General features: G+C 44.7%; 32 protein-coding genes, 1 tRNA gene and 1 pseudogene. 24 read left to right on the top strand and 10 right to left on the bottom strand.

Features of this window, described 5'->3' with window-relative positions; translation table 11 throughout:
* The first annotated feature begins 58 nt into the window (after window positions 1-58).
* The gene (locus ACQ4MX_RS06635) at window positions 59-238 is read left to right on the top strand and encodes a hypothetical protein (protein WP_025682442.1); all 180 of its coding nucleotides are present in this window, start codon (window positions 59-61) and stop codon (window positions 236-238) included.
* A 102-nt stretch (window positions 239-340) separates the two neighbouring features.
* On the opposite strand, the gene ACQ4MX_RS06630 is transcribed toward ACQ4MX_RS06635, so the two are convergent.
* Window positions 341-1,456, bottom strand: coding sequence for a LuxR C-terminal-related transcriptional regulator (locus ACQ4MX_RS06630; protein WP_431089844.1), 1,116 nt, complete (start codon window positions 1,454-1,456; stop codon window positions 341-343).
* A 310-nt stretch (window positions 1,457-1,766) separates the two neighbouring features.
* Here ACQ4MX_RS06630 and ACQ4MX_RS06625 point away from each other — a divergent pair, with 310 nt between their 5' ends.
* From ACQ4MX_RS06625 to ACQ4MX_RS06570, 12 genes and pseudogenes are all read left to right on the top strand, one after another.
* On the top strand, window positions 1,767-2,552 hold the full coding sequence (locus ACQ4MX_RS06625; RefSeq protein WP_431091266.1) for a class I SAM-dependent methyltransferase: 786 nt from the start codon (window positions 1,767-1,769) through the stop codon (window positions 2,550-2,552).
* A complete protein-coding gene (locus ACQ4MX_RS06620) occupies window positions 2,539-3,624 on the top strand; it encodes a saccharopine dehydrogenase family protein (protein WP_431089843.1) in 1,086 nt (361 codons plus the stop codon). The genes ACQ4MX_RS06625 and ACQ4MX_RS06620 overlap by 14 nt, the downstream gene beginning before the upstream one ends.
* 534 nt (window positions 3,625-4,158) lie before the next feature.
* On the top strand, window positions 4,159-4,872 hold the full coding sequence (locus ACQ4MX_RS06615; protein ID WP_431089842.1) for an HAD family hydrolase: 714 nt from the start codon (window positions 4,159-4,161) through the stop codon (window positions 4,870-4,872).
* The gene (locus tag ACQ4MX_RS06610) at window positions 4,869-5,462 is read left to right on the top strand and encodes a GNAT family N-acetyltransferase (protein WP_431089841.1); all 594 of its coding nucleotides are present in this window, start codon (window positions 4,869-4,871) and stop codon (window positions 5,460-5,462) included. Before ACQ4MX_RS06615 ends, ACQ4MX_RS06610 begins: the two co-directional genes overlap by 4 nt.
* Window positions 5,463-5,489: 27 nt before the next feature.
* Window positions 5,490-6,059, top strand: a complete 570-nt coding sequence (locus ACQ4MX_RS06605; RefSeq protein ID WP_431089840.1) for a hypothetical protein — start codon at window positions 5,490-5,492, stop codon at window positions 6,057-6,059.
* Window positions 6,052-6,210, top strand: coding sequence for a hypothetical protein (locus tag ACQ4MX_RS06600; protein WP_431089839.1), 159 nt, complete (start codon window positions 6,052-6,054; stop codon window positions 6,208-6,210). The genes ACQ4MX_RS06605 and ACQ4MX_RS06600 overlap by 8 nt, the downstream gene beginning before the upstream one ends.
* Window position 6,211: 1 nt before the next feature.
* Window positions 6,212-6,709 carry a DUF2809 domain-containing protein gene (locus ACQ4MX_RS06595; RefSeq protein WP_431089838.1) on the top strand — a complete coding sequence of 166 codons (498 nt, stop codon included), beginning with the start codon at window positions 6,212-6,214 and terminating at the stop codon, window positions 6,707-6,709.
* Window positions 6,710-6,769: 60 nt separating this feature from the next.
* Window positions 6,770-7,975 carry a rhamnogalacturonan acetylesterase gene (locus ACQ4MX_RS06590; protein WP_431091265.1) on the top strand — a complete coding sequence of 402 codons (1,206 nt, stop codon included), beginning with the start codon at window positions 6,770-6,772 and terminating at the stop codon, window positions 7,973-7,975.
* A gap of 122 nt (window positions 7,976-8,097) precedes the next feature.
* On the top strand, window positions 8,098-9,030 hold the full coding sequence (locus ACQ4MX_RS06585) for an ADP-ribosylglycohydrolase family protein (protein ID WP_431089837.1): 933 nt from the start codon (window positions 8,098-8,100) through the stop codon (window positions 9,028-9,030).
* A gap of 37 nt (window positions 9,031-9,067) precedes the next feature.
* Entirely contained in the window at window positions 9,068-10,012 is a 945-nt protein-coding gene (locus ACQ4MX_RS06580; protein ID WP_431089836.1) for a class I SAM-dependent methyltransferase, read from the top strand.
* 62 nt (window positions 10,013-10,074) lie between these two features.
* Complete coding sequence (locus tag ACQ4MX_RS06575; protein WP_431089835.1) at window positions 10,075-10,491, top strand: HD domain-containing protein; 417 nt, start codon at window positions 10,075-10,077, stop codon at window positions 10,489-10,491.
* A 26-nt stretch (window positions 10,492-10,517) separates the two neighbouring features.
* Window positions 10,518-10,622: pseudogene (locus tag ACQ4MX_RS06570) on the top strand (helix-turn-helix domain-containing protein); the annotation flags it as partial.
* A gap of 45 nt (window positions 10,623-10,667) precedes the next feature.
* On the opposite strand, the gene ACQ4MX_RS06565 reads toward ACQ4MX_RS06570, so the two are convergent.
* Window positions 10,668-10,937 carry a hypothetical protein gene (locus ACQ4MX_RS06565; protein ID WP_431089834.1) on the bottom strand — a complete coding sequence of 90 codons (270 nt, stop codon included), beginning with the start codon at window positions 10,935-10,937 and terminating at the stop codon, window positions 10,668-10,670.
* Between the two features lie 458 nt (window positions 10,938-11,395).
* Between ACQ4MX_RS06565 and ACQ4MX_RS06560 the strand changes: the two genes are divergently transcribed.
* Together ACQ4MX_RS06560 and ACQ4MX_RS06555 are read left to right on the top strand one after the other, a co-directional pair.
* Entirely contained in the window at window positions 11,396-11,953 is a 558-nt protein-coding gene (locus tag ACQ4MX_RS06560; RefSeq protein WP_431089833.1) for a hypothetical protein, read from the top strand.
* 27 nt (window positions 11,954-11,980) lie between these two features.
* Window positions 11,981-12,541 (top strand): GNAT family N-acetyltransferase, encoded by a 561-nt coding sequence (locus tag ACQ4MX_RS06555; protein WP_431091264.1) that lies wholly within the window; start codon window positions 11,981-11,983, stop codon window positions 12,539-12,541.
* 2 nt (window positions 12,542-12,543) lie between these two features.
* Here ACQ4MX_RS06555 and ACQ4MX_RS06550 read toward each other — a convergent pair whose 3' ends face one another.
* Window positions 12,544-12,885, bottom strand: a complete 342-nt coding sequence (locus ACQ4MX_RS06550) for a GIY-YIG nuclease family protein (RefSeq protein WP_134910597.1) — start codon at window positions 12,883-12,885, stop codon at window positions 12,544-12,546.
* 32 nt (window positions 12,886-12,917) lie between these two features.
* Window positions 12,918-13,676, bottom strand: coding sequence for a DUF2087 domain-containing protein (locus tag ACQ4MX_RS06545; protein WP_431089832.1), 759 nt, complete (start codon window positions 13,674-13,676; stop codon window positions 12,918-12,920).
* A 205-nt stretch (window positions 13,677-13,881) separates the two neighbouring features.
* Between ACQ4MX_RS06545 and ACQ4MX_RS06540 the strand changes: the two genes are divergently transcribed.
* The 4 genes from ACQ4MX_RS06540 to ACQ4MX_RS06525 all read left to right on the top strand — a co-directional run bounded on the left by ACQ4MX_RS06540 (window position 13,882) and on the right by ACQ4MX_RS06525 (window position 15,863).
* Window positions 13,882-14,370: a HEAT repeat domain-containing protein gene (locus ACQ4MX_RS06540; RefSeq protein WP_431089831.1), complete on the top strand. Its 489-nt coding sequence runs from the start codon at window positions 13,882-13,884 to the stop codon at window positions 14,368-14,370.
* Window positions 14,371-14,471: 101 nt separating this feature from the next.
* Window positions 14,472-15,278, top strand: coding sequence for a barstar family protein (locus ACQ4MX_RS06535; protein WP_431089830.1), 807 nt, complete (start codon window positions 14,472-14,474; stop codon window positions 15,276-15,278).
* A 28-nt stretch (window positions 15,279-15,306) separates the two neighbouring features.
* Window positions 15,307-15,603 (top strand): hypothetical protein, encoded by a 297-nt coding sequence (locus ACQ4MX_RS06530; protein WP_431089829.1) that lies wholly within the window; start codon window positions 15,307-15,309, stop codon window positions 15,601-15,603.
* Between the two features lie 47 nt (window positions 15,604-15,650).
* Window positions 15,651-15,863, top strand: a complete 213-nt coding sequence (locus ACQ4MX_RS06525; RefSeq protein WP_431089828.1) for a hypothetical protein — start codon at window positions 15,651-15,653, stop codon at window positions 15,861-15,863.
* A gap of 102 nt (window positions 15,864-15,965) precedes the next feature.
* Here ACQ4MX_RS06525 and ACQ4MX_RS06520 read toward each other — a convergent pair whose 3' ends face one another.
* Window positions 15,966-16,187: a helix-turn-helix domain-containing protein gene (locus tag ACQ4MX_RS06520; protein WP_010349271.1), complete on the bottom strand. Its 222-nt coding sequence runs from the start codon at window positions 16,185-16,187 to the stop codon at window positions 15,966-15,968.
* 342 nt (window positions 16,188-16,529) lie between these two features.
* Here ACQ4MX_RS06520 and ACQ4MX_RS06515 point away from each other — a divergent pair, with 342 nt between their 5' ends.
* Window positions 16,530-16,937 (top strand): hypothetical protein, encoded by a 408-nt coding sequence (locus ACQ4MX_RS06515; protein WP_431089827.1) that lies wholly within the window; start codon window positions 16,530-16,532, stop codon window positions 16,935-16,937.
* Between the two features lie 46 nt (window positions 16,938-16,983).
* Here the strand turns inward: ACQ4MX_RS06515 and ACQ4MX_RS06510 are convergent, their stop codons facing one another.
* The 5 genes from ACQ4MX_RS06510 to licT form a co-directional block, all read right to left on the bottom strand.
* Complete coding sequence (locus tag ACQ4MX_RS06510; RefSeq protein ID WP_431089826.1) at window positions 16,984-17,286, bottom strand: hypothetical protein; 303 nt, start codon at window positions 17,284-17,286, stop codon at window positions 16,984-16,986.
* A 156-nt stretch (window positions 17,287-17,442) separates the two neighbouring features.
* Window positions 17,443-18,714, bottom strand: a complete 1,272-nt coding sequence (locus tag ACQ4MX_RS06505; RefSeq protein WP_431089825.1) for an MFS transporter — start codon at window positions 18,712-18,714, stop codon at window positions 17,443-17,445.
* Between the two features lie 215 nt (window positions 18,715-18,929).
* Complete coding sequence (locus tag ACQ4MX_RS06500) at window positions 18,930-20,393, bottom strand: glycoside hydrolase family 1 protein (RefSeq protein WP_431089824.1); 1,464 nt, start codon at window positions 20,391-20,393, stop codon at window positions 18,930-18,932.
* 24 nt (window positions 20,394-20,417) lie between these two features.
* The gene (locus tag ACQ4MX_RS06495) at window positions 20,418-22,328 is read right to left on the bottom strand and encodes a beta-glucoside-specific PTS transporter subunit IIABC (RefSeq protein WP_431089823.1); all 1,911 of its coding nucleotides are present in this window, start codon (window positions 22,326-22,328) and stop codon (window positions 20,418-20,420) included.
* Between the two features lie 115 nt (window positions 22,329-22,443).
* Window positions 22,444-23,277, bottom strand: a complete 834-nt coding sequence (gene licT, locus ACQ4MX_RS06490) for a BglG family transcription antiterminator LicT (protein WP_431089822.1) — start codon at window positions 23,275-23,277, stop codon at window positions 22,444-22,446.
* A gap of 360 nt (window positions 23,278-23,637) precedes the next feature.
* Here licT and ACQ4MX_RS06485 point away from each other — a divergent pair, with 360 nt between their 5' ends.
* From ACQ4MX_RS06485 to ACQ4MX_RS06470, 4 genes are all read left to right on the top strand, one after another.
* Window positions 23,638-23,955 (top strand): hypothetical protein, encoded by a 318-nt coding sequence (locus ACQ4MX_RS06485; protein WP_431089821.1) that lies wholly within the window; start codon window positions 23,638-23,640, stop codon window positions 23,953-23,955.
* A gap of 4 nt (window positions 23,956-23,959) precedes the next feature.
* A complete protein-coding gene (locus ACQ4MX_RS06480) occupies window positions 23,960-24,124 on the top strand; it encodes a hypothetical protein (RefSeq protein ID WP_431089820.1) in 165 nt (54 codons plus the stop codon).
* Between the two features lie 76 nt (window positions 24,125-24,200).
* Window positions 24,201-24,274: transfer RNA gene (locus ACQ4MX_RS06475), tRNA-Pro, on the top strand.
* Window positions 24,275-24,384: 110 nt separating this feature from the next.
* Window positions 24,385-26,100, top strand: coding sequence for an ABC transporter ATP-binding protein (locus tag ACQ4MX_RS06470; protein WP_431089819.1), 1,716 nt, complete (start codon window positions 24,385-24,387; stop codon window positions 26,098-26,100).
* The last annotated feature ends 23 nt before the right edge of the window (window positions 26,101-26,123 follow it).

Below are 26,123 nucleotides of genomic sequence, written 5' to 3'. Positions count from 1 at the left end.
TGGGTAATTATGAGTAAGGTACACATCAATCAGATGAAGTTAAAAAGGAGGAATCAATATGAGCGACCACACTCAAGACGAAGCGAAAATCCGCAACAAGAAGAACGAGGACGGAGATTCCTTGATGGAGAAAAATAAGCTGGAAAACGGCGTGGATATCGAGCCGGAGGCTGACGAATGGATTGCGAAGCCTTCACCTGTGTCCTACGATGATACGAAATCCTCTTCGAACCAATAAGACTCTTGCGAACAAAGAGAGCAGACATGCAAAGACAGATGATCCTTAATCGGGTCATCTGTCTTTTTGGCATGCATTTATTGTGGAATAGGAGAATTGAAATTAATTGAATCTGGAATATACCTTCCATACCAGTTCACGGCGGCTGCTTACATTGGTTTTCAAGAAAATCGCTTTCAGATGATCTTGCACCGTGTAGGCTGAAATATGAAGTGCGCTTGCCAGCTCGCGGGTCGATAAGCCTTGAACAATGAGCCGGACAATTTGTCTTTCCCGCTCGGACCATGCATACATCTCGGCCATAAGCGGAAGCATTTCAGAGGCTTTAGCAGGTTCAAACCATACAGCAAGTTGATGCTCACCATTACTTCCCTGCCCGCCTTGGAGGAGAGTGGCTCTGAGTGCTACCCACGGTGTTCCTGCATCTGCGGCGGGAATACATAGTTTGGCTGGTGAAGAGGAAGTAGTGAAGGCTCCCGGAAGGGCTGTGGATAGTGCCCGAAAGCATACCGCCCGAACGGGCGCGGGAATGCTATTTTCGTCGATATCTTCCTGCTGCCGAAGCAACTTTAGCCACTGGTCTGCCGTTGGATTGGAGGAAATCGGCTCCAGCTTGCCGGAAAGCACCAGAACCCCTGGCTCCATATCATTTTCCATAATTATACCGGGGTCTGGAGATAAGCCCACACTGGCCTGACGCAAATGGTAGGCTATGGACGGCGCTAAGGCTTCAAGAAGCTGCTGGTCCTCTTTACTAAATACCGGCTTTGTATGATGGCGAAATAACGTAAGGAATCCCCAGCAGCTTCCTTTGTACATTAAAGGAATACGCAGCTCATCCCCGAATCCGGCAGGCTGCAAAACATCCCTGTACCGTGCGCTCCGACCCGGTTCACCTTCCGTGGCTCCGTTGAGAGACGCTATGGACTGCCCCTCCCGTACTAACTGGTCGTATTTCATTACATCATTGCGCAGATATTCGTATTCTAATAGCTTGTAATGAATATCACCCACGCCAGATTCGGTAAATGCACCTGTGGAAAGCAGCGTATGCGGATCTACCGAGGTACAGCATGCCGCATCGAATGAAACCTGAGTACGCAAACGGTCGATGAGCGTATGTTTGTACGCTTGGGATGAAGGAGGTTTTTCTCCCAGTCGAATGATTTGCTGTCGAGCATCCTTTAGCTGTGCTGATGGTGTGTATTGTGCGTTCATAGATTGCTCCTATCCTAAAAAGCTGGAGTTTCGCCAAAGTGTATCGAAGTAAATCCCACATCTGTGGGATGGTGGATATACGTGTGGTTGTTATAATTGAGAACAATTCTTAATTAAATCAACAATATACGAATGCTAGGGGAAGATCAAGGCTAATTGTAAGGCCAGCCGCATCTTTTTCCAGTTGTTCGAATTTTGGAGGGAACGATATATGGAATATAGCAACAGTAAGCCAAACGATCCTATGGACGCTCATCACACAGGCAACAGTCATCATACAAGCGCTGAACATACGATTCCTAACCAGTCTATGAGCTGGAACGATCCGAATGTACGCAAGTACCAGGACACGATTGCTTTAAAAATACCAGGATATGCTCATCTGTATGAGATGACTGACCGCTTGATAACCGCACAGCTTGAGGCTCAGGCCCGCACGCAGGCCGCAGATCCGAATGTACTAATCATCGGGGCTGGCGGTGGTCAGGAGCTGATCACGTTCGGAGGACAACATTCGGCATGGTCTTTTACGGCAGTTGATCCATCCGAACGCATGCTGGATTTGGCACGTCAGCGTGTGGCGCAAGCGGGTATAAGGTCAAAAATATCATTTGTCACAGGTACGTTGGGAGAGCTTCACGGAGAACTACTCCAAGAACAGCCCATTGAGCAGTCTGGAAAACAGACCGTAGAAGTACATGCGGAGCCGATTTATGATGCGGCCACCTGCCTGCTGGTGCTTCATTTTCTTCACAGCATGGAGAGCAAACGGGCACTGCTACAGCAGATATCCGCTCGTCTCAAACCGGGCGCGCCTTTTTGCCTGGCCTCCATCAATGGAAATCCACAGGAGCCTGCTTTTGCCATTCAAATGCAGGCGTGGAAAAGCCATATGCTGGATCAGGGCATTCCTCTGGAGGATTGGGAGCGATTCGCTGCTTCCATTGGCCGTGAGTCCGACCCGGTGTCCAATACGGCAATACAGGGAATGCTGGTGGATGCAGGCTTTACCCATATCACCCGGTATTTTGGTGCTTTTTTAGTGAATGCGTGGTTTGCAGTTAAAGGGGGAGCATTTACTCATGACAAAGGATAATATCATCATCATTGGCGGATACGGTCATGTCGGAAAAATTTTATGCACAGAACTAATTGAAATGTTTCCCGGCAAGGTGTTTGCCGCAGGACGCAGTATGGAACGTGCCACTGAATTCAGCAAGCAATCGGGTGGTAAGGTGCTGCCTTTACAGCTTAATATTCATGAGCCGATAGCCCCGTCGATTTTAAAGCAGGCTAAGATCGTTATCATGTGTCTGGATCAGGAAAATACAAACTTGGTACGTGCCTGCCTTCAGCATGGGGTGCATTATATGGATATTACCGCGAATGCAGCCTTCTTGAGTCAGGTCGAGCGGTATCATCAGGAAGCACGAGCTTATCAGGCTACTGCCCTGCTAAGTGTGGGGTTGGCCCCCGGGCTGACGAATTTGTTGGCGCTGCAAGCGACGCAGCTTATGGATCAGACAGACGAGTTGAACATATCTCTGATGCTGGGCTTGGGAGACAAGCACGGTCAGGCTGCCATTGAATGGACAGTGGATCAGATTCATACGGATTTGGAGGTTATGGAACAGGGGCGCCCGGTGATTCGAAAAAGCTTTAGCGACGGGCGAGTGGCAGATTTCGGCGCAGGTGTGGGACGCCATCGTGCATATCGTTTTCCTTTTTCCGATCAGCAGACACTTCCACATACGCTCGGGATTCCTACGGTCAGCACCCGTCTGTGTTTCGATTCGCGGTTGACTACCCGCCTTCTGGCAGGGCTTCGGACCACAGGAATATCGGGTCTGCTCCGACGGCCGTCCGTGCGTAATGAAGTAGTTCGCAGCTTTAGCAAGCTGCATCTGGGAGGGAATGCGGTGGCGGTCAAGGTAGACGCGCGAGGAACCCTCCATGGCAAGGAAACGAAAGTCGAATGCCAACTAAGGGGACATCATCAATCCGATTTAACCGCCAAGGCAGCTGTCTTTGCAGCGCTGGCGCTATACCGTTCTGAGCTTCCTCATGGTGTATTTCACATGGAGCAGTGTTTTTCGTGGAATCGCATGCGGGAATGGCTGGGACAGCAGGTAGCCGTAGATATTCAGGTGAATGGACAGCATGTATAGAAGTCATATTTTCTGACCCAAGAGGGACTTATGTCATCCAAGCTTATTCGGCAACTCATTGCGGATGGGTCTTGGATTTCTTTTCCTGTTAGATTACACTAGAAAGAAGTACATATTTTTGGAAGGACCTGAGACAACTCAGATAGATTTGAATGGAATACTAGGATACAACTGGCCGCTGGAATGCATGATTTTTGATGTGGAGCAACATGTATTCTGGCCTCCCGAATGGAGTGATAGACCGACAGATTCGGCAGATGCTGTTGACATATGTAAACGTGAATTTCTGTGCGTGCCCAAGCTCATTCCGATATATGTGCACAGATATATTCCCGAGCAGCGCAGGATCTGGAAGAAATCAAAGATAGATTGACCCAGATTGAGGCGAAGCTGGAACGAGGGTCGACTTCCGGAAAAATACTGAAAACCATGCTTATCATTTTTTTGTCTATTTTTTTCTTGCTTTTGGTAATCGGAGTTGTTCAATTTGTTTCGAATTCATCGGTATAACGAACCGGAAGAAGGGAGCTCGTGATGTCCATAGAAGCGATTATTTTTGATCTGGATAATACGCTGATTCATCGCAAACAGGCGTTTGCGGTATATACGGAGCGTTTTGTGGAACGATTCATTGTGGAGGAAGACCAGGCGAGCCGGGCAGCTGTCACCGAACACATACGCTTGGCGGATCAGGATGGATACCGGGACAAAAGGGAGCTGTATACGGAGCTGCATGCAGATTTGGAACTGAAAAATCCAGACACAACGGTGCAGGAAATGCTGGGCTTTTGGTATGGCGAATTTCATAAGTTTACGGTACTGATGGACGGGGCCAAGGAAGTGCTGTCCGAGCTGCGGTCGCGGGGCTTGAAGCTTGGCATCATCACCAATGGCTCACTCCGCACGCAACAAGCAAAGATCAACCGTGTGATGCTGAAGGATTATTTTGATTCCATTATCGTCTCGGGAGGCGTCCACGTCGAGAAGCCTAATCCTCGCATATTCGAGTTGGCGTTAAATGAGCTTGGGATAACAGACCCAGGCAACGTCTGGTATGTAGGCGATCATCCGACGAATGATATTCGCGGTGCCCAAAGCGCGGGTTTGCATACGATCTGGCTGGAGGGCTTTATGCTGTGGCAGGAAACGGGTATTGTACCGGATTACAGGATTGGCAGTTTGCGCGAAATCATTGGTTGGCTGGAGGATGTCAGCTATTCCGGCAATATAGAGGAGGGAGCATCATGAGTAAGGCGCAGACGGATCAGACTAGCCCCATCTTATTATCGTTTCCGGAGCAATTCCAGACAGAACGGTTGACGATTCGCGCTCCACAGTGGGGTGATGGGGCAATGGTCAATGAAGCGATGCGGGAGAGTGTGGAGGAATTGCGTCCTTGGTTGCCTTTTGCAAGAAATCTTCCTACGCCAGAGGAATCTGAAATCCGTTCACGCCAAGCCAGACTTCAATTTCTGGACCGGTCTGACATGATGTTGTACGTATTTGAGACGGCATCGGGAGCTTTTGTAGCCAGCAGTGGCTTGCACCGGATCGACTGGGCTGCACGCAAGTTTGAAATCGGATACTGGCTTAGAACGTCTTGCACAGGGAAAGGCATGATAACAGAGGCGGTACACGGTATCACGGATTTTGCCATACAGCATTTGGAGGCGAATCGGCTCGAGATTCGTTGTGATTCCAGAAATACACGCAGCGCCAAGGTAGCAGAACGGGCAGGTTTTACGCTGGAGGGCATTTTGCGGAATGTCCAGTATGATGAAGAGAGAACACTGGTCAGCCAAATGATTTTTGCCAAGGTACGCGGTATTGAATTTTAGCATCAGGAGTGGAGTGGGGATACAAATATGAACCGAAAAAGCAAGCAGACAACAATCAAGCACAAACTTCAGCTTTATGCCGATATTCGTGCATACACAGATGGTTTTGAAGTCGTTTCCTCCTCCATTGGCCTTGACGACAGCCTGTATATTTTACTGATTGACCGTGCACCGGAAAGGGAGCAGGGGATGTTTGTTCCTTCCCGAACAACGTATGGGCATACATACAAAGTGTTAACGCTCGATGGCGATCATATGGAGGAACTGCTGCTTTCTGGACAGAAGTTTAATTATCATTTTGTGCAGCCGAGCGTAGAGTTTGCGAACCCGCATATCTCGGGGGCGTCCGGATTTATCAAGCAGGGACAGGCCTTTTTATTCGATAAAGGGTATGGCAAGCATGAACAATATATTTTAACCCGACTCAAACCTGAGCGTGGATTCAAGGAACAGTATACGGTCCGGTTTGTAAATGAAGCGGGCGAAGCGATCAAGGCGGTGGACAGGGATTTCAGAGGGGATACCCTGTTGTTGCGCGAAGATCATCTGATTTACAAGTTACGTTTGTACGATATTGCGGAGGCTCGTTATGATTAATTGGATCACGAAAAATACAGACAAGCTGGTGTGCATACAATATGACATCAGCAGGAATATCAGCACTCTTGCAAGCGCTAACCTAAAGGTATACTCGACGAGATTCCAGCAGCTTGGCGAAGATTTTCCAGCGTTAGGACAGGTGATTTAGCATGGGAAGAACTCGTAAAAGCGTCGACGTCAACAGGAATACGAATCGGAAAGCGGGTGCGAAATTTCGCTGGAAGGCCCGAGCTATGTATCTGGCTGCTGTGCTTGTCGCTATCCTGTTGGGCTTGGGAAGTCGGGCCTTTTCCTCCCGGTTGCCTGAATTCGTTGCCAATCATTTTGGGGATGCCTTGTGGGCGTGCATGATTTACTTTGGGCTGAGGATGTTGTGGGTGGATCGTCGGTTGTCTGTAGCGCTGTGGGGCAGTTTGCTGTTTTGTTTCGCCATTGAGTTCAGTCAGATGTATCAGGCTCCCTGGATTAACAGTATCCGGGCGACGACATTGGGCGGGCTGGTGTTGGGAAAAGGGTTCCTGACTGCCGATCTGGTCCGGTACACGGTGGGTATTGCGGTATCCTGGGCGTTGGACCAAGGCTGCCAAAGGCTGGCGGTTATCACAACACGCACTACACGTATAGACGATGACAAGTCATTCAAATAACCTGAAAAGTGAGGGTTGCGCTTGAGACAAAAGGGAAAGCGTCACAGGTTGTTCGGTAAAATGATCGGATTATGCGCAGGGTTCAGCTTGTTGTTTGCGACCATAATTGTTCCAGGGCAGGCATTGGCCGATAAACAGCTCGTGGGGCCACTTCGTTTTGACTTTGGCCCGGGAAGTATAGCTGAGGGCTACACTCAGGTCACCGCCAAGGATGCATACACGCCTGAACGAGGCTATGGATTTACCGATCTTTCCAAGGTGAAAGAAGAGGATCGTGGTGGAAATGACGCTATTCGTTCGGATTTCGTTCGTGTTCAGGGATCATCCTTTGTCGTCAATTTGCCGCCTGCGGATTATACGCTTTCCCTGATCGCCGGGGATACAGCCGGAAGCACAGACATTACGGTGAAGGCCGAGTCCATCGTCAAGGTGGAGCCTACCGCCAAAACAGCAGGACAATTTGTCGAGGCCACATTTGAGTTTGCGCTCATCGACGGTCAGCTGGAATTGTATTTCTCGGGAAATGATCCGAAGATTAACGCGCTGGTTATTACGCCAAAAGAGACTCGAACGCAGAGTGAGCATCCTTCCGTATATCTTGCTGGGGATTCTACGGTCCAAACCTATAAATCCTCTATGAAGCCTCAGGCTGGCTGGGGACAGATGATTGCGCCGTTCTTCACAGACGAGACGACTTTTGTGAACCGTTCCATTGGTGGACGAAGCACGAAGACTTTCCTTGTACAAGGAAGACTGGACGATATTTTGCGGACCATCCGACCGGGTGATTATTTGCTCATCCAGTTTGGTCATAATGATGCGGCAATCAACAACCAAGAGCGTTATGTTTCCCCAGCGGATTATAAAGTCTATTTGAAAACCTACATTCAAGGAGCGACACAGCGCGGGGCTACACCTGTGCTGATAACCCCTGTTGGCCGCAGGGATTATGATGCCGCAAGTGCTTCCTATCGGATCAGTTTTCCGGAATACGTGCAGGCCGTGAAGGAAACGGCCTCCGAGACAGGTGTTGCGCTGGTCGATCTAAGCCGGTTAAGTGTGGCGTACTATAATACACTTGGTCCGGAAGGGACACTTCCGTTATTTTTACATCTGGAGCCGGGAGTGTATCCTGCGTTCCCTGATGGGGTGAAGGACGATACGCATTTTCAGGAGTATGGTGCGGAGCAAATAGCCCGTCTGGTAGCACAGGGTGTCCGTGAGCTGAATATCCCTTTATCCTCTTATGTACGGACGAATCATTGACCATAAAACGCTATTTCCATACGCATGGTATACTTAGAAAATAAGCTGGCCCTACCCAAAGATGGCTCTGTTCCGGCTTGGGTAGGGTTTTACGTTATGAGCAGAAGAAGGAGAGGACAGACATGAGTAACATAAAGGACGGTATTTTGGGTCTGTGCATCGGGGACGCGCTTGGCGTGCCTGTGGAATTCAGCAGCAGAGAGGCGCGGCGGGAGCAACCCTTGACGGATATGATGGGCTACGGCACACATCATCAGCCACCGGGCACCTGGTCAGATGATGCCTCGCTCACGCTGTGTCTGTTGGATAGCCTTACTGCATGCAGGGGCATCGACACAGAGGATATCGCCCGTCGATTTGTGCAGTGGTATCATGCAGAATGTTGGACACCGCATGGTAAAGTGTTTGATATCGGCATCGCGACCCGTAAAGCACTGGATCGAATCAGCCGGGATGGGATCAATCCGGAGCTGGCAGGTGGCGATGATGAATATAGTAACGGCAACGGTTCGCTGATGAGAATTTTGCCGCTCGCCTGGTGTGGGTCAGCCCATGATAGTGTGGATCTGATTCAGGCTGTGACTCAAGTGTCCTCCATTACACATAGACATCCCATTTCTATCATCGCTTGCGTATTTTATGTGCATATGGCGATGCTTCTGATTCGTGGCAAGGCTCTGGACGAGAGCTACCGGGAAACAATCCTTTATGTACAATCGCAATTTCAGGGTGATCCTGAGCTGCGGCATTTTGAACGGATTTTATCAGGGAAGATTCCTCAATTAGCTGAGCGTGAAATATACTCCAGCGGATATGTCGTTCATACGTTGGAGGCGAGCTTGTGGAGCTTGCTGATGACAGACGGATATGCGGATGCTGTATTGCGTGCTATTCATTTGGGCGAAGATACAGATACAACGGGGGCCGTTACGGGAGGCTTGGCAGGGATTTATTATGGGCTTGGGGAGATTCCGCAGCATTGGCTTACCTCCTTGGCGAGAGTAGAGGATATCGTCAGGCTATGCAAACAGTTTGAGCATTCATTGGCAAAATAAGAACTTCATTTAACTTGAGCCACGGGAGGAAACGCTAATGACGGTTGCCCAGTTGAACAGACTCATTGATGGTCAAATCCTCTATAATCAGCATCGGAGTTTGTTTTATATGCATGACGGGAACGCCCTGATGGGACCTTCACCGGAAATGACGTATTGGCTGACACAGAGAAGCCCGGAACTGCTCCTTATGCTCCAAAGCTTGAAACGGCAGCATGAATATACCGCTTTTGTCACGGGCGTAGCGGCAAAAACACTGCACCAGTTTGTGAGCGTCAATCAGTATATTCATTTTCACTCCGACCATCTTGATGAGCTTACGCAATTGTATGATCGACTTTTCACCCGGATTCAAAAGCTGTTCCAAAACCAGGTTATGAATGAGAGAATACTAAATTTACTGCTACAACAGCATTACGGGCATTTAAGAGATTTTCTAATTCGTACCAACGGACAGACGATGTTTGCCAAGTATGCAGAGAATGAATATACTTTTTGGATACCTTGTGAGGAATACACGCCTAAATTGCAAGCAAAGCTGCTTGGTCTGGACGTTGCTCGTTTGCAGGAGCCTGTTCTCGATGTGGGCTGCGGATCAGAGGCACGGCTGGTCGGCTATTTGCGTTCCCTTGGGATCGAGGCTTATGGGACAGATCGGTTGGCTGAAAAGGGAACAGGTGTTACTCAGGGAGATTGGTTGGAGACAACCTTCAAGGAAGGCGCATGGGGAACAATTATCTCTCATATGGCGTTCTCCAATCATTTTATACATCATCATCTGAAAGCTGACGGCAATATTCACGAATACGCCCACAAATATATGGAATTGCTTAGGGCAATCCAGCCGGGAGGAAGCTTTATTTACAGTCCGTGTCTTCCTTTTATGGAAAAGTTTTTGGATATCCGAACCGGTTATCAAGTAGAACATATCCAGTCATCTAAAGGTTATGAAGCCACGAAAATAACACGATTACGTTCGTAAGTGCTAATTCTTAATAGCTAAAGGGTGATTAAAGGTAAAAGCAGAGTATGGAGGGGCGCACAATGAACATCGAAACAGCGATTGCAATTGCCGCACAGGCTCACCAGGGACAGACGGACAAGGGCGGTCAGCCTTATATTTTCCACCCGCTTCAGGTCATGAACCGTGTAGAGCGTATGGATGAAAAAATAGTTGCCGTGCTGCATGATGTGCTGGAGGATACAGAGGTCGCAGCGGATCAACTGAAAGAAGCGGGCTTTGGCAACCACATCATTGAAGCGGTGGAAGGGCTCACTCGGAACGAGGGAGAGGAATACAGCGATTTTATACGGCGAGCCAAAAACAATCCATTGTCCAGAGCGGTGAAAATAGCGGATATTCAGGAAAATATGAATCTGGATCGCATCCCTCATCCCACGGAGAAGGATACAGCACGAATAGCAAAGTATAAACAGGCGCTGCAAGAGCTTTTGGATTGAACCCATTTTAAAGAAAAGCAACTGAATTATTCATGTCCCAAGGCTACAGCATCACCACCATTCGGCAAATTGCAGAAGCGGCGCAGATTGGACGAGGCCATCTGTACTATTATTTTAAGAAAAAAGAAGATATTTTGCTTCATCTATATAAGGGCTTAATCGGAAATATACACGAATTACTGAATAACGTACTGAGTAAAGAGCTTGACCCCTTGGAGAAATACGCACTTACGGTCCATGCCTTTATTCATATGATCACTGAAGATGAGCATATTCCCCCAATTATGATCATGGTAGCCACTGCCTTCGACTTCCTGAGTATGATCTTCCACCGTCATCGTACCTGCAAATTTACCGCTCGGTACTGCACAGAACCAGGTGAAGAATGCTCCATTCGTTTCCCAGTAACCCGTTCCCGGACGATAGGAAGGGACCCGTTTTTCCAATGTAAGATGTACCCCAAAGCCATGATTGGATTCAGAATCTACAAAGATTTCAATGGCTTATTCACTCCTTGTGCGTCCACATCTATATGAAAACTAGCTACGAAAAATAATCCATTCGTAAAATGACCATCCGTATACCACCATTCCCATTGTCCCGGCGGTTACAGTCATAATAATGTCCTTCATTATTTTAGATTTGGGCATACCCAAATGTTTGGCAACTCAGCTATGATCACTTGGAGAATGACCAAGGAAGAAGGTGGGACTTTAATCCTTTTATTTGTCAGAGCTCATCTTGGAATGGTAGTATAAGGTTAGATATTACTCTATTTGGGATTCTGTTAACGATCTAAACCATATTTTCCTAAAAGCCGATATATCTGAATGAGGCGAAAACACACTGTTATTATACCCGTCCGAAAATGGATGTATATGATTGGGTTAGGAGAGTAGAAGAAGTGTCGGATTTGTATACGAAAAAAGAAGTAGAAGACTATGTAACGAATGTAGTTTTTGAGCGGCCTTTAGGTGTAAGTATTGCAGCTATTTTATTGATTTTTAATGGAGCTCTTCTGCTGGTGACACAGCTGTTGACGCTTAATGCGTTGAATGAGGCTTCTACGTTGGTGGGAATTTGCAGGGGCATGTTTCAAGGGTTTATCGCTTTGCTCGGTTTGTCAGGGGCAACTGCCGGTGTTGGTATGTTATTTGGTAAGAAGTGGGCCTGGTGGCTGGCTGTATTTTATTTTACATATGAAACGATGCGCTATACGTGTGCGATCCTGTTTATTCCGAATGTACCTCCAATTTTGGGGGGCGTACATCTAAGTCCTGACCTATACTATGTAAAGTATGGCATGCGTATTGTTTGGAATTTGCTGTTTACGGTATTTATGTGCCGTAGTACAGTGACTGGATTTTTCCAAACAAGTGGTATAAACAAGTGGAAGGCATGTATTTTATTATTTTTAATCAATGGGGTGATGGTCGGAATCGGCTGGTGGCTGATGAATTAGTATCATATATGAGGAAGGAGATAGATGATGACAAAGGAAATATCTCCGGTGCTGGAAAGCAGCCGCTTGCATTTAAGACAGCTTACGTTGGGGGACGCGAAGGATGTGTTTGCCTATTTCTCCAAAGATGAGGTTACAAAATATTATGATCTGGAAAGCTTTACGGAGGTAAAGCAAGCAGAACATTTTATTCGTTCCATGCAATCCAAATATGAAAAGCAAGAGGGCTTTCGTTGGGGGATTACGTTAAGAGAAGCTCCTGAACGTGTAGTTGGTACTATTGGATTTCATAACTGGCACAAGAAGCATTCCCGTATTGAAATTGGCTATGAGCTGGCACCCGAATACTGGCGACAGGGCTTGATGGCAGAAGCGATGAAGGCAGTGATTCATTATGGATTTCATTTGCCGCAGGTTCACCGTATCGAAGCCTTCATTGATCCGGATAACGAAGGCTCCAGACGATTGCTGCTCAAAAGTGGTTTTACCGAAGAGGGTCACTTGAGAGACTATTTTTATGAAAAAGGCCAGTTTGTCGACGCTGTTATTTTTGCCATACTTCGAGAAGAATATTGTGCGGATCGGTAATTTTACAAATATCCCTTTTCTCCGTAAGGCTGGAGCCGATCAAGCCAGATCTGCTCCAGCTTGGCCAGCGCATCTTTGACATCGAAGAATTCCGAATCTTTTTTCTTCAAAAGTTCCAGCACCTCAAACTCAAACGCATCTTCGCCATACTCATTCCAGTCCTGTTGCAATTGCTTGTTCTTACAAGCTCCCATTTGCAACTCAAACCGACGACCGTTCAGTGATTTTAAATTTGGTGTGCCAGCGACAAAAATTTTTCCGTTGTGTGTATTGCGAATACAGTAGATTCCGGCTTCTGTCTTGATCTCCATATACTGCTGCACCAGTTCTTTTCTTCGATTCATTTTGAGTCCTCCTAATTTACAAATATCGTGCTTCAAGATTCCTTCAACCAATATTCACTGCCATCCGGTTTGCGATCCAGTAGACTATATTCAATCATATATCTTCGTACCGTGACATAATCGTCATACACTTCCTGCAAAATGGCATTAATATCCTTCTCATGATACGTCCGTCCTTCCTCAAAACGTCCCACAATTTCACGCAGTACAATCAACTTATGCTTTTCCTGCATTTTGAAGGTTTTTAGGCGACCTTGTGTACCATCTGGAAAATATTTTGCCAAAACCTTTTGTCTTTCGTCTTCGGTAATGTTGTAGCGTTCATCCACCATCCGTGCCCGTACCGGCACTTCGACGATAGCGGAAGCGTGGCGGTCTTTTTCCTTTAACAGCTCCATCAAGGTGAGAAATACCTTGGCCTGACGTTCCTTTTCTTTGAGACCAAAGCGATGATTGCGGATGGTGGATGCACTGCCGATTCCGGTTTCCTTTTGAATATCCGCATCGCTCATGCCTTGATAAAATAACTGGAGCAATCGATTCTGATGATCCGTCAGCCCGGTCAGTTTTTTGTCCAGTCCAATCAAATAGTCAAAGACCGAACCGTACGTCCGCTCAATATGAAGACGCATATACCGCTCCGCGTCATAAAATACCCCTTGATCCTGATATACGATTCCCTGTTCGTAGCGCTGTCCGTCCAGCAGACAAATCACCTGTTCTTCCTGACGGATATACCCACGCTTCAGCTCCTCAATTCCAGCATTCCAGAATAGTTCAGAATGATCCATATTAACAAACACCTCGATTAAATGTTGATTATTTTATAGACAATATAACACTTTGTTTATTTAAAATCAATGGGTGGATATTTCTTTAGGGTCTCGACAATGTTCGCTATATACAAAAGAGACATAGGATTGTTATCATATGTAAATTGTTGAATTGTATTAAGATTGGGGTTATATACATTGTAATAAGGTGGGATGGTAAAATATGAACAAAATGCGATTAGAAGAAGTCATAGGAAGTGGAGATTTAAAGGAAGCGATAAGGATTATAGAGGATGTAGGTGAAAAGCTGGATCATACATTCACTCCAATATTATTAAGATATTTGGCAACGACAGATAGTGTATTACTGAGGAATGTAATCGCTATTACGTTAGCTGATCTAGGAGACAGTGAGGCGGTGTTACCACTTATCAATTTGATAAGAAATCCAAAGACTAAGGGGAACAGAGGAACACTGCTATATGCTCTAGAATCTTTTGATGTATCTACTCATGTTGTGGCGCTGGTAGACTTATTGGATGATACCTTTGAAGCAAGTAGACAATCTTATCAGCTGATAAGTAACATGCAAGATAAAATTTCCGAGGCTCAAAAGGACAGATGCAAACAAATGATAAGAAGAAAGCTAGACGATCATAAAAACAAATATAAGCGTGACTTTTTGCTAGAATCTTTAGGGCTTTTTATATAATTCTTTATTAGAGAGGTCTGGTTGGAGTGGTGAAAAAAAGCTATTTTATTTGTAATCATCATTGTAATTGCATATACAATTGTGAGGAGATATGATATAAAATGAGGCCGAGATTTGCTGTCATTGACGCTGAAAGTGGGCTTACGGTTGGTTATTGTAGAGATGTGGTTGGCTTAACGGGTGATATCATTGTCGAAACGTATGAAAAGGTCATTTTTCAGCAATTTGTTTTTAATGAGGAATTCATAGGAAACATAACAATGACAAAACAATCTGTATACAACTTGTACATTGCTATTTTAAATGATGAAGAAAAAGTCATTGGAAGCTATTATTATCACCTACCTGAATCCTACATAATCCATAAACTAAAGTACAATAAAGGGAACTTCAATCTGGAGTTAACAGGTATACTTGAAACGAAGCCCTCCCCTGTGGAATTAAGATTATGGGAGCTTTTAAAGGGAGCTCTGCCGCTTGAAAATAATATATGGAAAAGCTTCTCTAAAGGAGAGCGATCCGGGTGGCTAAACGTGACTAGAATACATTCTGCACCTAATCATTCTCATTCTTCCAGACTGGATAAACGAGGAGAAGTCTACACCTTAGACGGCGAATACATATCTGATTTTACAACATTTTTTATAGCATTGGGTGAAGCTATTAATGGACATGGTGGGTATTATGGATTTAATTTGGACAGTCTATCGGACTGTCTCTGTGGAGGTTTTGGCGCTATAGCACCGTTCACGATCCATTGGCAAAACGCGCATTACTTTTTGAAAAGATATGAGGAAGAGTGGATTCCAAAAGAGATGTACAATCGATGTTCACCACAGCAATATTTTATGGATCTATTAACAATCTTGATAACAGGTGGTGTCAACGTGAAATTTTTCTACAAATAAGATAATAAAGCAAGAAGGGATTTTTGAAATGGACTATGAATTAATGCTTCCACCTTTTGTAATGAAAGAATACTCAGAAATGAGTAAAAACGAAGCGAAAGAACATTTTAATTGGTTTAAACAACAAATACCTACGCGTTTAGAGCAACTTGGCGCATTTTCACAGATACATCTGGAATATAGTCATCGCTCACTTATAGATATTTGGGAATGGTATCTAAGAAATGTACAGATTCAAAACAAAAGTACGTCAGAATTAGAAGAGGAGTATTCAAAAACCGAAGAATGGTTGAAGAGCTATATATACGAAAAAAACTCGACATAAAATCTCAAGCCATTACACTGGATATTGGTATTTATCTAGGAGAGGTTGTGAAAAGTAATCACAGTGGGTTGGACTGGGGAGTTGTTTTTAAACCTAAGTCTTATGTTAGCGTAAATCGCCCTGTTATCACTGGTATGACTAAGCAAAAAGATATGGATGTGATCAGAATTGTATTGAATAAAATGTTTGCAGTATTAAAGGGACAACGTAACCCTAATGCTTTATTTGACATTTATCATATGTGGGAAGAGTTTATTTGAAATCGCTGATAGGAAGGGTTTAACGATGATCGAATCTAATTGAGTGGGCAGATCGGTAAAAAATTTGAATATTATATAAAGAACAGAGAGCCGTAAGCATGTTTAACGGCTCTCTTCGTCGTCTTCTGGCAAGTATTCGATTAGTTCACCAGGGAGTACGCCAAGGGTTCTACAAAGTGTATTCAAGGTTGGGAAGTCAATCCGGGCGTTTGCGTTGGAGGCCAAAGCTTTAACCGTATTTCGATTAATTCCCGTAATAGAAACAATATCTTTTTGTTCCAGTCCACGATCCTTCATGATTTTATCAAGAGAAAATCTGATCACAACAATTCCTCCAAAGTAATTAAGTAAACTAGTTGACATGCATGAAAAAGAAGTTTATACTTGTAGATAAGTAATCTAGTTAACAAGATTATAAGTAAACTAAGTTGATGCCTTCATAGTATCAAAATGTTTTAAAATTAGCAACAGTTACGATTTTGAAAATCCTAAACAAATAAATGCGTGAGGAGGCTTAAAAACTGTATAGGAGCTTCCTCATAAAATGCATATAACAACGTTTTTAAATTAATTTGAGTGGTTTTTAAAATGGATAAATTGTAATACAGGTTAATATTTCATCGAACTAAGCTGTGATAAATGGACAAAGAAATGGAGCGAGGATGTATGACAGAATCAGTAATGGGATTGGAGCGGGTCTCCATGGTGCAAGGGCCGTATGATTACCCTCATATGTATGAGATATGCGAAGGGGTTCTGTATAACCGTCAATATTTCTTTTACCTCGAAAATGGCATACTGTGCTTGCGCCATGTAAAGAAGGTTGAACAAACGTATCATACACATCTTTACTTGGATGGAGAGAGCGGAGGGCTGCAACTGGCAGAGGGCGTAGAAGGGGAAGTTCTGCAAGTTGTCACGGAGATCATCGAACGCTTACGCGCCAAGGATGGGCTGACATTTTTATTCGATGAACTGCTGTGGCTACATGGTAGGGGCCCCATTGAATTAAACCTTTTCAATAAGAAGGATGAAGTGACTCCAGCGACAGACAACTTGCTACGAAATAAATGATCCTTATGTCTATATCATGGAACTTACCGAATAGAAAAAAAGCTTATCATTTCAGCGAATATACCAGTTTCTGACTGATAAATACGAGTGGATTGCGAGCCAATATGGTCAATTCCAGCACAACAGCACCAACAGAAGGAGTAAAACCCCAATCACCCCCCAATAATATGTTTTGCTGCTGCCCTAATGTAGGTGACTGAGGCTCCTCCAAGCCATATTGCTCTATGATTCTCTCCTTCATTTCATGATCTATGACAAGGTTATCCTGTGCAAAGGTATAGCAGACGGGAACGCTTAACTGTATTAAAAGAAGTAATACAACTGGTATAAACACTTTTTTGCTTTGCATGGTTAGCTCCTATGACCTCTGTTTTTGACCTCTTAACTTTTGTATCTACCATAATGTACGTGCTTGTGGAGCATTTGAGGGGAGCTATGATGAAGCCACCTCTGCACTAGATACGGAGACAGAAGTGGCAATTCAACTTAGGACTCTTTTAATCTACTATAAAGATTCCTGAAGATCTGTAGAAGAAGTGTCGTAATCAGCATAACGGGGGAGCACAATAGTGTAGTATATTCCTACAATAACGGTACAGACCCCAACTAATAAAAACAAGACTTCAATTGAAATAAATGAAGGAAAGCTTACAGCAATGAAACCCAATGTAAGAGATTGGGACAGCATCATTAACGGATTAATTAAACCTTGCACACGTCCCATCATTTGAGGATCTACAATACAAGGCAGCCATCCTCCTATGCCAATATTAATGAACGGAAGTACCAGTGCAATGGCGAAGTCGATAATCAAAAAAACATAAAGGTCATTAACAAATCCAAGTATGCATATACCAATTCCGGCGACCAGAACTCCCGCTGCAATCATCTGGTGTAGCTTTAGCTTGGCGGAGATAAGAGAAGCAATTAAGGTGCCAAGCAACACACCTGATCCAAAAATAATACTTGTCCATACCATATACTGCTCATAGTTGTCTGGAGCTAGCTTATATTTAAGAATAAACATCGGTAAAACGCTAAATCCCCCATTTAAAATACCGAACATAAAAAAGCCTGAAACCAACCAAATCAATAGTCTGTTGCGTAATATGTAAAGAAACCCTTGTTTAAAGTCATGCATGACCAGTTTGAATTTTAATTGTTTAAATTGATGTGCCCCGTTCGGAAGGCGTACTTCCTTTTGAATTTTGCAGGAACGAATAAGCAATGCAGAAACAATAAAAGAAACAGCATCAATTAGGATGGCTCCAGTAATTCCAAAATGCCAGTAAACGACGGCCCCCAGAGTTGCTCCAAATAACATGAAAAGACTCCCTATCATTTGATTGAGGCCTGCTGCAATGGTGTAATCATCTTTGCTTAAGATTCCCTGTATAAGGGCACTTTCGGCTGGGAAAAAAAATTTGGAAGCAGCACTACGGATGAAGAGGAAGGCAAATATCAAAGGAATAGAATCAACCCAAATAAAAATGAGCAAACATAAGGATAATAAAGCGCTGATCCAGTCACAATTAACAGCGATTTTTTGTCGGTCCATCCGATCTGCAAGTACTCCAACTACGAGAAATACTGCCAGCATCGGGAGCGAATACATTAACTCGGCAAGCGTTGCATAGTATGGCTGATTCGTAAACCGTTTCAACAAATAAAACATGAATGCAGTAACCCCAATAACTCCTCCCATTTGTGAGGCGAACGTTGCCAGAAAAAGCCTGACATAATTCTTGTTTCTGAGTACTTGTTTTAATCCAGTCACAGTTCCATCCCTTTCGCTTTCAAAGCGGTTTTTAGATGCCTAATTAAAATAATAGTGAAAAGTAGGAATATTGTACAGAAAAGTGACTTTAATGTCACATTAAAGTGCAGCATAAACTAAATAACCAGCCGTCGGTTGATATCCGACGACTGGCTGGTTAACTTGCCAGGTGTTTGATTCCTGACTCACAAATGGAGGGCAGTCCCTAATCTAAATTAAGCTAAATCCTCGCCATTTGTGGCGATTACTTTTTTATACCAGTCAAAGCTTTTCTTCTTTTTGCGGTTAAGGGTTCCGTGGCCTTCGTCGTCCTGATCCACATAAATAAATCCGTAACGTTTGGACATTTCTGAAGTGGATGCACTGATGATATCAATGGCCCCCCAACTGGTGTAGCCGATCACCTCAACGCCATCCAGGATAGCTTCTTTTAGTTGTTCAATATGCTGTCTGAAATAGTCAATCCGGTAATCATCTATAATGGAGCCGTCTTTTTCGACAGTATCCTTGGCTCCCAGCCCATTTTCTACCACAAACAAAGGCAATTGATAACGATCATACAATTCTTTCAAAACCGTTCTCAAGCCAATCGGGTCTAACTGCCAGCCCCATTCCGTCACCTTCAGATTTGGATTTTTGACGGTACTGTACAGGTTACCTCCAGTAACTCCATACTTCTCCGGCGTTGTAGTGGAGACGAGGGATGTATAATAGCTGAAGGAAATAAAGTCGACAGTATTTTCTTTCAAAATCTGCTCGTCTTCTGTTTCTTTTGCGATATGAATTTGATGATCCTCAAAATAACGCTTGATGATTGGCGGGTAGCTACCGCGTACCTGGACATCGGTGTGAAGCAGGTTCATCTGATTGTCGATCTGAGCTTGCTGTACATCTTCCGGGCTGCTCGTAGCTGGATAATGGATCATTCTGGCTAGCATACAGCCGATTTGGAACGCCGGATTGATTTCACGTGCTCTTTTAGTTACCAGGCTGCTGGCGACGAACTGATGGTGTAATGCCTGATAGGACGCTTGCAGCAGATTATTTTCCTTGTCCCCAACAATTCCGCCGCCTGTGAACGGTTCAATAAGGGTTGTATTGATTTCATTGAACGTCAGCCAGTATTTTACTTTATTCTGATATCTGTTCATAACGGTCTCGGCATACTTCACAAAGAACGAAATGACCTTTCTGTTTTTCCATCCGCCATAATTCAATACCAGCGTCATTGGCATTTCATAATGGGATAGCGTAACCAGAGGTTCGATACCGTATTTGTGTAGCTCGTCAAAAACATTGTCATAGAACTGTAGGCCAGCTTCATTCGGCTCCTGATTATCTCCATTGGGGAAAATGCGGCTCCAGTTAATGGAGAGGCGGAATGTTTTGAAGCCCATCTCGGCAAATAACGCAATATCTTCTCTAAAATGATGGTAAAAATCAATTCCATAACGCTTCGGATAACCCTCAGCTGTTTTTGTTTCCATAGCCTCTGCGATCATTTCACTGGATACGTGCATGAGGGCACTAAGATTGGCATAATCTTTTTTCTTATAATAAGGAACCATATCTGCGGTAGACAAGCCTTTGCCGTCTGCGTCAAATGCGCCTTCCGCTTGATTGGCGGCGATAGCGCCTCCCCATAGAAAGTTCTCGGGAAATACTTGTGCTTTACTCATAAGTGTGAGCTCCTTTATCGTTTTTTAGATTTCTACCTTCAGTACGGGTTCCTTCATGATGATATCCCCCAGCTTGATTGGAAAAACAGATTGATAGTCGCTTGTATTGGTGACAACCATGGCTGTTGTGATATCATATTCTTTTGCGATATGCTCCAGATCAAACGTGAGCAGCTTATCGCCTGCTTGAACTACATCACCAGCCTGAACATGAGCCTCAAAAAACTGCCCGCGAAGTTTAACGGTATTGATGCCTACGTGGATGAGCAGCTCTGCACCGTCGTTGCTGCGAATAACCATGGCGTGCTTCGTTTTGAACACATTCAGCACGGTGCCGCTTACAGGTGAGGACAACTCGCCAATGGCAGGAACAAAGGCCACGCCTTTACCCATCAATTCGTCACCAAATGTCGGATCATTCACTTCCTTTAGTGGAATCGATCGACCTGTCATTGGAGCATAGATCGTCTCATTCGAAGCGGGAATATTTACATCTTCCTGTACCTCATTAGAGGAATCCGTTGAGCTGTCACGGTTTGCTGGAGAGACAGCCGTTTCGCTCGTGGTTTGCAAAGCTTCGTCGCTCGGTTCTTCGTTAATCCCCATCAGTATAGCTGCGATTGTGGCTACAACGAATGCGATTACCATACCGCCAAATGCATACCAGAATGTCGGTCCAATCAGTGCAGGTAGCCCCGGAATCCCGCCGTTGCCCGCCAGTACATAGGCATTCGCACCAAAGGCAAGGGAGAAGCCACCACCAGCGGCACTACCGATCATACCCGCTACAAAAGGCCGTTTATATCTCATATTAACCCCATACATAGCAGGCTCGGTGACACCCATAAGTGCTGTCAGGCTTGTAGAAAATGCTACAGATTTCAGCTTCTTATTCTTTGCACGGAAGAATACTCCCATGGTTGCTCCTGCCTGCCCCATATTGGAGATGTAGGTCAGCGGCAGAAACTTGTCAAAACCCAGTTTCGCCAAATTACTGATTATGACTGGAACTAGCGCATAGTGCATGCCTGTCATCACGATCAACGCCATAGCTCCGCCCAAAATAATACCTGCGAACAAGCCGCCTTCGGAAATCAGCCAATTAATACCGCCTGACAATCCATTACCGATCAGAGTACCCAGCGGTCCAATAGCGATCAATGTAACCGGAACGACAATGAGCATCGTAATCAATGGGACAAGTAATAGCTTAAAAGAAGAAGGAATGATACGATCTACGCCTTTTTCGATATAAGACATCAGCCAAATGGCCAGAAGTATAGGGATAACGGAGGACGCATAGGTAACGGCAGTAACCGGAATACCGATAAAAGAAACAGCTTGACCACTCGATAATAACGTTCCCATGTCCGGGTACATGAGTGCTGCACTGACGGCAACGGCGACATAAGGGTTACAACCGAATTTTCGGGCGGCACTCACAGCAATAAGCAGCGGCAGAAAATAAAAGACTCCGTCTCCGATCGCTGAGATAATTCGATACGTATCCGTGCCCGCTGTAAGCCAGCCCACGGATACGAGCAAAGCAATCAAACCTTTGAGCAAACCTGCACCGGCAATGGCAGGCAAAATAGGAGCAAATACACCTGCAATGAACTCAAACAATCTGGAGATAGCATTTTGTTTCTTTTTTTCAGAAGGTTTCTTTTCGCCGGAGTCGCTCTTTAAAACAGGATATAGCTGTGCCATCGCATTGAATACTGTGGCCACTTCATTGCCGATAATGACCTGAAATTGATCACCAGATACATTTGTGCCCATAACCTTGTCCAGCTTCTTTAATTCATCCTGATTTACCTTGCCGTTATCCTTGAGATCAAAGCGCAAGCGTGTAACGCAATGATATACAGAATTAATATTGTCTGTTCCACCAACGGAGGCCACAATTTTTTGGGCTGTTTCCTGTTGATCCATCTTGAATTCCCCCATTTTTAGGTAAAAAAATACCCGAATGAGCAGACCCACGTATCGTGAGCCTTTTTCATTCAGGTTTTGCCTGATTTAACAGTGACAAGCCTTGAAAAATATTCTATTTTCTTTTGATGAGACGCTCCAAATGCAGTGTCAGGTACAATTGCTCAGAATGTGTCATAGTGTACTTATAGTTCTTTTGAATAAATCTTTCGATTTTACCAATGCATTTAAAAGTGTCCGCATAATTTTTCTTCACCACTTCATACAAATATTCTTCTGCATCATCATGGCTTGAATGCGTAATAACGCGCTGGCAAAAATATTTGAGATGTGTAATAAAACGGAAGTAATTCACACTGTCCTCATCAAATTCCACATTAAAATGGTATTTGATAATGTTCATGATCTCCTGAAGCAACTGCATCATATGAGTGACATCATTCATCGAATCATTAATTTCAGCATTCACGAAATGAAGGGCAATATTACAAATTTCTTCCTTAGGGAATTCAATACCCAGACGTTCGCGCAAAAGCGTCAACGATTCTTTGGCAGCGTCATACTCAGCCTTATAAAAATGCTGAATCTCCCATGATAGTGGGTTGCGTACGATCATGTCATGCTCCATACGCTGTATGGCAAAATGAATATGATCCGACAGGGAGACATAGATGCCGTCACTTATTTTTTTGTTCAACTGTGTGCGCGCCAGACTAACAATGTCATCGGTGACTTGTAAAATATCAATCGGAACTTCCATGACAGTCGCTTTAAACTTCTCATAAATATTTGCATCCTGAAGACGGAAAATTTTCTCGATCCGATTTTCATCAATAGGGTCACCCGCACGGAAGTTAAAGCCGATACCCCGGCCGAGGATAAGCAGCTCCTGATTTTTATCATCCACCGTACTGACAATATTATTGTTGAAGATTTGTTTAATTATCACATTGAACCACCCATTTTGAGGAATAAAAAAGAGCAAAACTACAACAGAAATAAACATCATCATCTCCGTTGTGGTTTTGCCCGCATTACCGGTAACAAGCCTCACGGATAAGTTATCATGATCTGAAAACGTTGTCAACTTTTTTGAGATTAGAAGTGAACCACCAGTAGAATCTTTTGCTATACTAAAAAAATAAAATTTTACAGAATCATGTTACATAAAGGAGATTACGATGAGACCATCCGTTGGAGATATTTATTGTGTGTACTCGGACAAATTGCAGCAATATGTAGCCTGTCAGATCACCATGCTTAGAGAGACTGATTCTAAAAGAAACCCACAGCAGACCGATTGCCACATTTGTCCATGTTGTGGATGACCAGCTTACCAGCAGACGCAGGCAAGTTGATTAAGGCTGCTTACAAAAAAGAAGTCCCACGTGGACTAGACTTCTCCATTACCAAAGCACGCAAACCGGAATGGCTGGCTGAAAATCTGGACAATCCGTTTCGGGATTGGGATGGACGCGAGCAGATTACAGCAGCCAATGCCAAAAAATCCGCCCAACTGTATAAAAAAAATGCTGGCAACTGTAAGAACACTGGATGGACAAATGGACATCGATACAGTGAATGCAACATTGAAATCGCTGGTGAAGGAATATACAGAAGCTTTTAACAAATTGGATCGTCGTACCGGGTGTATCGAAACAATAGAGGTCGAAGAAATCTATATGGTGCTGTCAGGTCTATTGGATCTAGTGGAGCAGCAGCTTGGTGAGCAAGGAAAAACTCTCATTGACAGAGATCTGTTGTTTGAGCTTTTTGATCAACTGCGTGATTTTTAGAAAAATGGATTTACAGGATTTTATGGTCACCTTATAATGGAAAATAACAACATCGGTTTACATACAATGGTTATATCGGGGTATGGCGCAGTCAGGTAGCGCGCGCCCTTGGGGTGGGCGAGGTCGTGGGTTCGAATCCCGCTACTCCGATTCTAATCAAAATGTCCTGCTGACGCAAATTGTGCGCCTGCCGGATATTTTTTTGTCTATTCGGTTGGAAGCCTGTTCGCTAACGAGTACATACAGAAATGGGGAGAAGCATGCTACGCCGTTTTTTGGAATACTATCGACCTTATCGGTCTTTGTTTCTTTTAGATTTTTCGTGCGCGGTTTTTGCTGCGCTGCTGGAGCTGGGGTTTCCGCTCGCTGTGAATTATGTGGTAGACGACTTATTGCCGCAAAATAACTTGAAGCTGATTCTGTGGGCCTGCGCGGGTTTGCTGGCGATCTATGCAGTGAACACGGTGATGCAGTACATTATTAACTATTGGGGTCATATGCTGGGGGTCAATATTGAGACAGCGATGCGGCGGAAGCTGTTTGAGCATATGCAAAAAATGTCCTTCCGTTTTTTTGATAACAACAAGACAGGCAATCTGATGTCGCGGATTACGAATGATTTGATGGAAATTGGCGAAATGGCGCATCACGGGCCGGAGGATTTGTTTATTGCGATTATGACCCTGATTGGAGCATTTGTGCTGATGAGCTCAATTCACTGGAAGCTGGCGCTGCTGATTTTTGCGGTAATTCCGGTGCTGATCTGGTTGTCCATTTATTTTAACAAAAAGATGACCAAGGCCTTCGATACAATGTATACGAGCATGGGAGATTTTAATGCCCGTGTGGAAAATACGATTGGCGGTATTCGTGTCGTGCAGGCTTTTGGTAATGAGCAGTTTGAGAAGGTTCGCTTTGACAAGGACAACAACCGATTTCGGGGCGCGAAGCTGATGGCTTATAAAATCATGTCCAACGGACTGTCGATGAGCTACATGCTGACCCGTATGGTTACGCTGTTTGTGCTGATTTTTGGTGCATATTATGTCATTCGTGGAGAGCTGTCGTATGGACAGTTTATCGGGTTCATTTTGCTGTCTAATGTATTTTTCCGTCCGATTGATAAAATCAATGCCATTATTGAGAGCTATCCGAAAGGCATTGCAGGCTTCAAGCGTTATACGGATCTGCTGGATACCGCGCCGGATGTGGCAGATGAACCTGATGCATGTGCTGTGGAGCATTTGAGAGGAGATATTCGCTATAGCGATGTTTCTTTTGGATATGCAGGCAAGGACAAGGTACTCAAAGGAATTGATCTCAGCATTCAGGCTGGTGAAACGGTTGCTTTTGTAGGACCATCAGGGGCGGGTAAAACGACGATTTGCAGCTTGCTCCCCCGTTTTTACGATGTGGAGGGTGGTAGCATTACCATAGATGGTATGGATATTCGCAGCATGTTGCTGATTTCACTACGCCGACAGATTGGGATTGTGCAGCAGGACGTGTTCCTGTTCTCTGGCACTATTCGTGAAAATATCGGGTATGGCAAGCTGGATGCCGGGGAAGATGAAATATGGGAGGCTGCGCGGCGTGCGCAGTTGCATGATTTTATCCGTTCGCAGCCGGAAGGAATGGATACGGTGATCGGTGAACGGGGGGTAAAGCTGTCTGGAGGTCAAAAGCAGCGGTTGGCGATTGCACGGATGTTCTTGAAAAATCCGCCGATTCTCATTTTGGATGAAGCGACCTCAGCGCTGGATACGGAGACAGAGGCTGCGATTCAGCAATCGCTGGCAGAATTGTCTGCCGGAAGGACGACACTGGTCATTGCCCACCGACTGGCGACGATCAAAAATGCCGACCGTATTATCGTGGTGACAGAAAAAGGCATTACCGAACAGGGGAGACATGAGGAACTGGTTGCGGCGGGTGGTGTATACAGCCGTCTGCATACTGCCCAATTTGGTTCCTGATACTATGATTTGTACCATAAAAG

Origin of the sequence: Paenibacillus sp. 8b26 (genome assembly GCF_050626875.1) — a bacterium.
Classification (GTDB): domain Bacteria; phylum Bacillota; class Bacilli; order Paenibacillales; family Paenibacillaceae; genus Paenibacillus.
Note: the sequence above shows the minus strand (reverse complement) of the source record. Positions and strands in the feature narration are given on the sequence as shown.

Excerpts from the sequence above, each read along its gene's own strand:
- ACQ4MX_RS06635 (WP_025682442.1), top strand. The coding sequence starts at position 59 with ATGAGCGACCACACTCAAGACGAAGCGAAAATCCGCAACAAGAAGAAC.
- ACQ4MX_RS06630 (WP_431089844.1), bottom strand. The coding sequence starts at position 1,456 with ATGAACGCACAATACACACCATCAGCACAGCTAAAGGATGCTCGACAG.
- ACQ4MX_RS06625 (WP_431091266.1), top strand. The coding sequence starts at position 1,767 with ATGAGCTGGAACGATCCGAATGTACGCAAGTACCAGGACACGATTGCT.
- ACQ4MX_RS06620 (WP_431089843.1), top strand. The coding sequence starts at position 2,539 with ATGACAAAGGATAATATCATCATCATTGGCGGATACGGTCATGTCGGA.
- ACQ4MX_RS06615 (WP_431089842.1), top strand. The coding sequence starts at position 4,159 with ATGTCCATAGAAGCGATTATTTTTGATCTGGATAATACGCTGATTCAT.
- ACQ4MX_RS06610 (WP_431089841.1), top strand. The coding sequence starts at position 4,869 with ATGAGTAAGGCGCAGACGGATCAGACTAGCCCCATCTTATTATCGTTT.
- ACQ4MX_RS06605 (WP_431089840.1), top strand. The coding sequence starts at position 5,490 with ATGAACCGAAAAAGCAAGCAGACAACAATCAAGCACAAACTTCAGCTT.
- ACQ4MX_RS06600 (WP_431089839.1), top strand. The coding sequence starts at position 6,052 with ATGATTAATTGGATCACGAAAAATACAGACAAGCTGGTGTGCATACAA.
- ACQ4MX_RS06595 (WP_431089838.1), top strand. The coding sequence starts at position 6,212 with ATGGGAAGAACTCGTAAAAGCGTCGACGTCAACAGGAATACGAATCGG.
- ACQ4MX_RS06590 (WP_431091265.1), top strand. The coding sequence starts at position 6,770 with ATGATCGGATTATGCGCAGGGTTCAGCTTGTTGTTTGCGACCATAATT.
- ACQ4MX_RS06585 (WP_431089837.1), top strand. The coding sequence starts at position 8,098 with ATGAGTAACATAAAGGACGGTATTTTGGGTCTGTGCATCGGGGACGCG.
- ACQ4MX_RS06580 (WP_431089836.1), top strand. The coding sequence starts at position 9,068 with ATGACGGTTGCCCAGTTGAACAGACTCATTGATGGTCAAATCCTCTAT.
- ACQ4MX_RS06575 (WP_431089835.1), top strand. The coding sequence starts at position 10,075 with ATGAACATCGAAACAGCGATTGCAATTGCCGCACAGGCTCACCAGGGA.
- ACQ4MX_RS06555 (WP_431091264.1), top strand. The coding sequence starts at position 11,981 with ATGACAAAGGAAATATCTCCGGTGCTGGAAAGCAGCCGCTTGCATTTA.
- ACQ4MX_RS06550 (WP_134910597.1), bottom strand. The coding sequence starts at position 12,885 with ATGAATCGAAGAAAAGAACTGGTGCAGCAGTATATGGAGATCAAGACA.
- ACQ4MX_RS06545 (WP_431089832.1), bottom strand. The coding sequence starts at position 13,676 with ATGGATCATTCTGAACTATTCTGGAATGCTGGAATTGAGGAGCTGAAG.
- ACQ4MX_RS06540 (WP_431089831.1), top strand. The coding sequence starts at position 13,882 with ATGAACAAAATGCGATTAGAAGAAGTCATAGGAAGTGGAGATTTAAAG.
- ACQ4MX_RS06535 (WP_431089830.1), top strand. The coding sequence starts at position 14,472 with ATGAGGCCGAGATTTGCTGTCATTGACGCTGAAAGTGGGCTTACGGTT.
- ACQ4MX_RS06530 (WP_431089829.1), top strand. The coding sequence starts at position 15,307 with ATGGACTATGAATTAATGCTTCCACCTTTTGTAATGAAAGAATACTCA.
- ACQ4MX_RS06515 (WP_431089827.1), top strand. The coding sequence starts at position 16,530 with ATGACAGAATCAGTAATGGGATTGGAGCGGGTCTCCATGGTGCAAGGG.
- ACQ4MX_RS06510 (WP_431089826.1), bottom strand. The coding sequence starts at position 17,286 with ATGCAAAGCAAAAAAGTGTTTATACCAGTTGTATTACTTCTTTTAATA.
- ACQ4MX_RS06500 (WP_431089824.1), bottom strand. The coding sequence starts at position 20,393 with ATGAGTAAAGCACAAGTATTTCCCGAGAACTTTCTATGGGGAGGCGCT.
- ACQ4MX_RS06495 (WP_431089823.1), bottom strand. The coding sequence starts at position 22,328 with ATGGATCAACAGGAAACAGCCCAAAAAATTGTGGCCTCCGTTGGTGGA.
- ACQ4MX_RS06470 (WP_431089819.1), top strand. The coding sequence starts at position 24,385 with ATGCTACGCCGTTTTTTGGAATACTATCGACCTTATCGGTCTTTGTTT.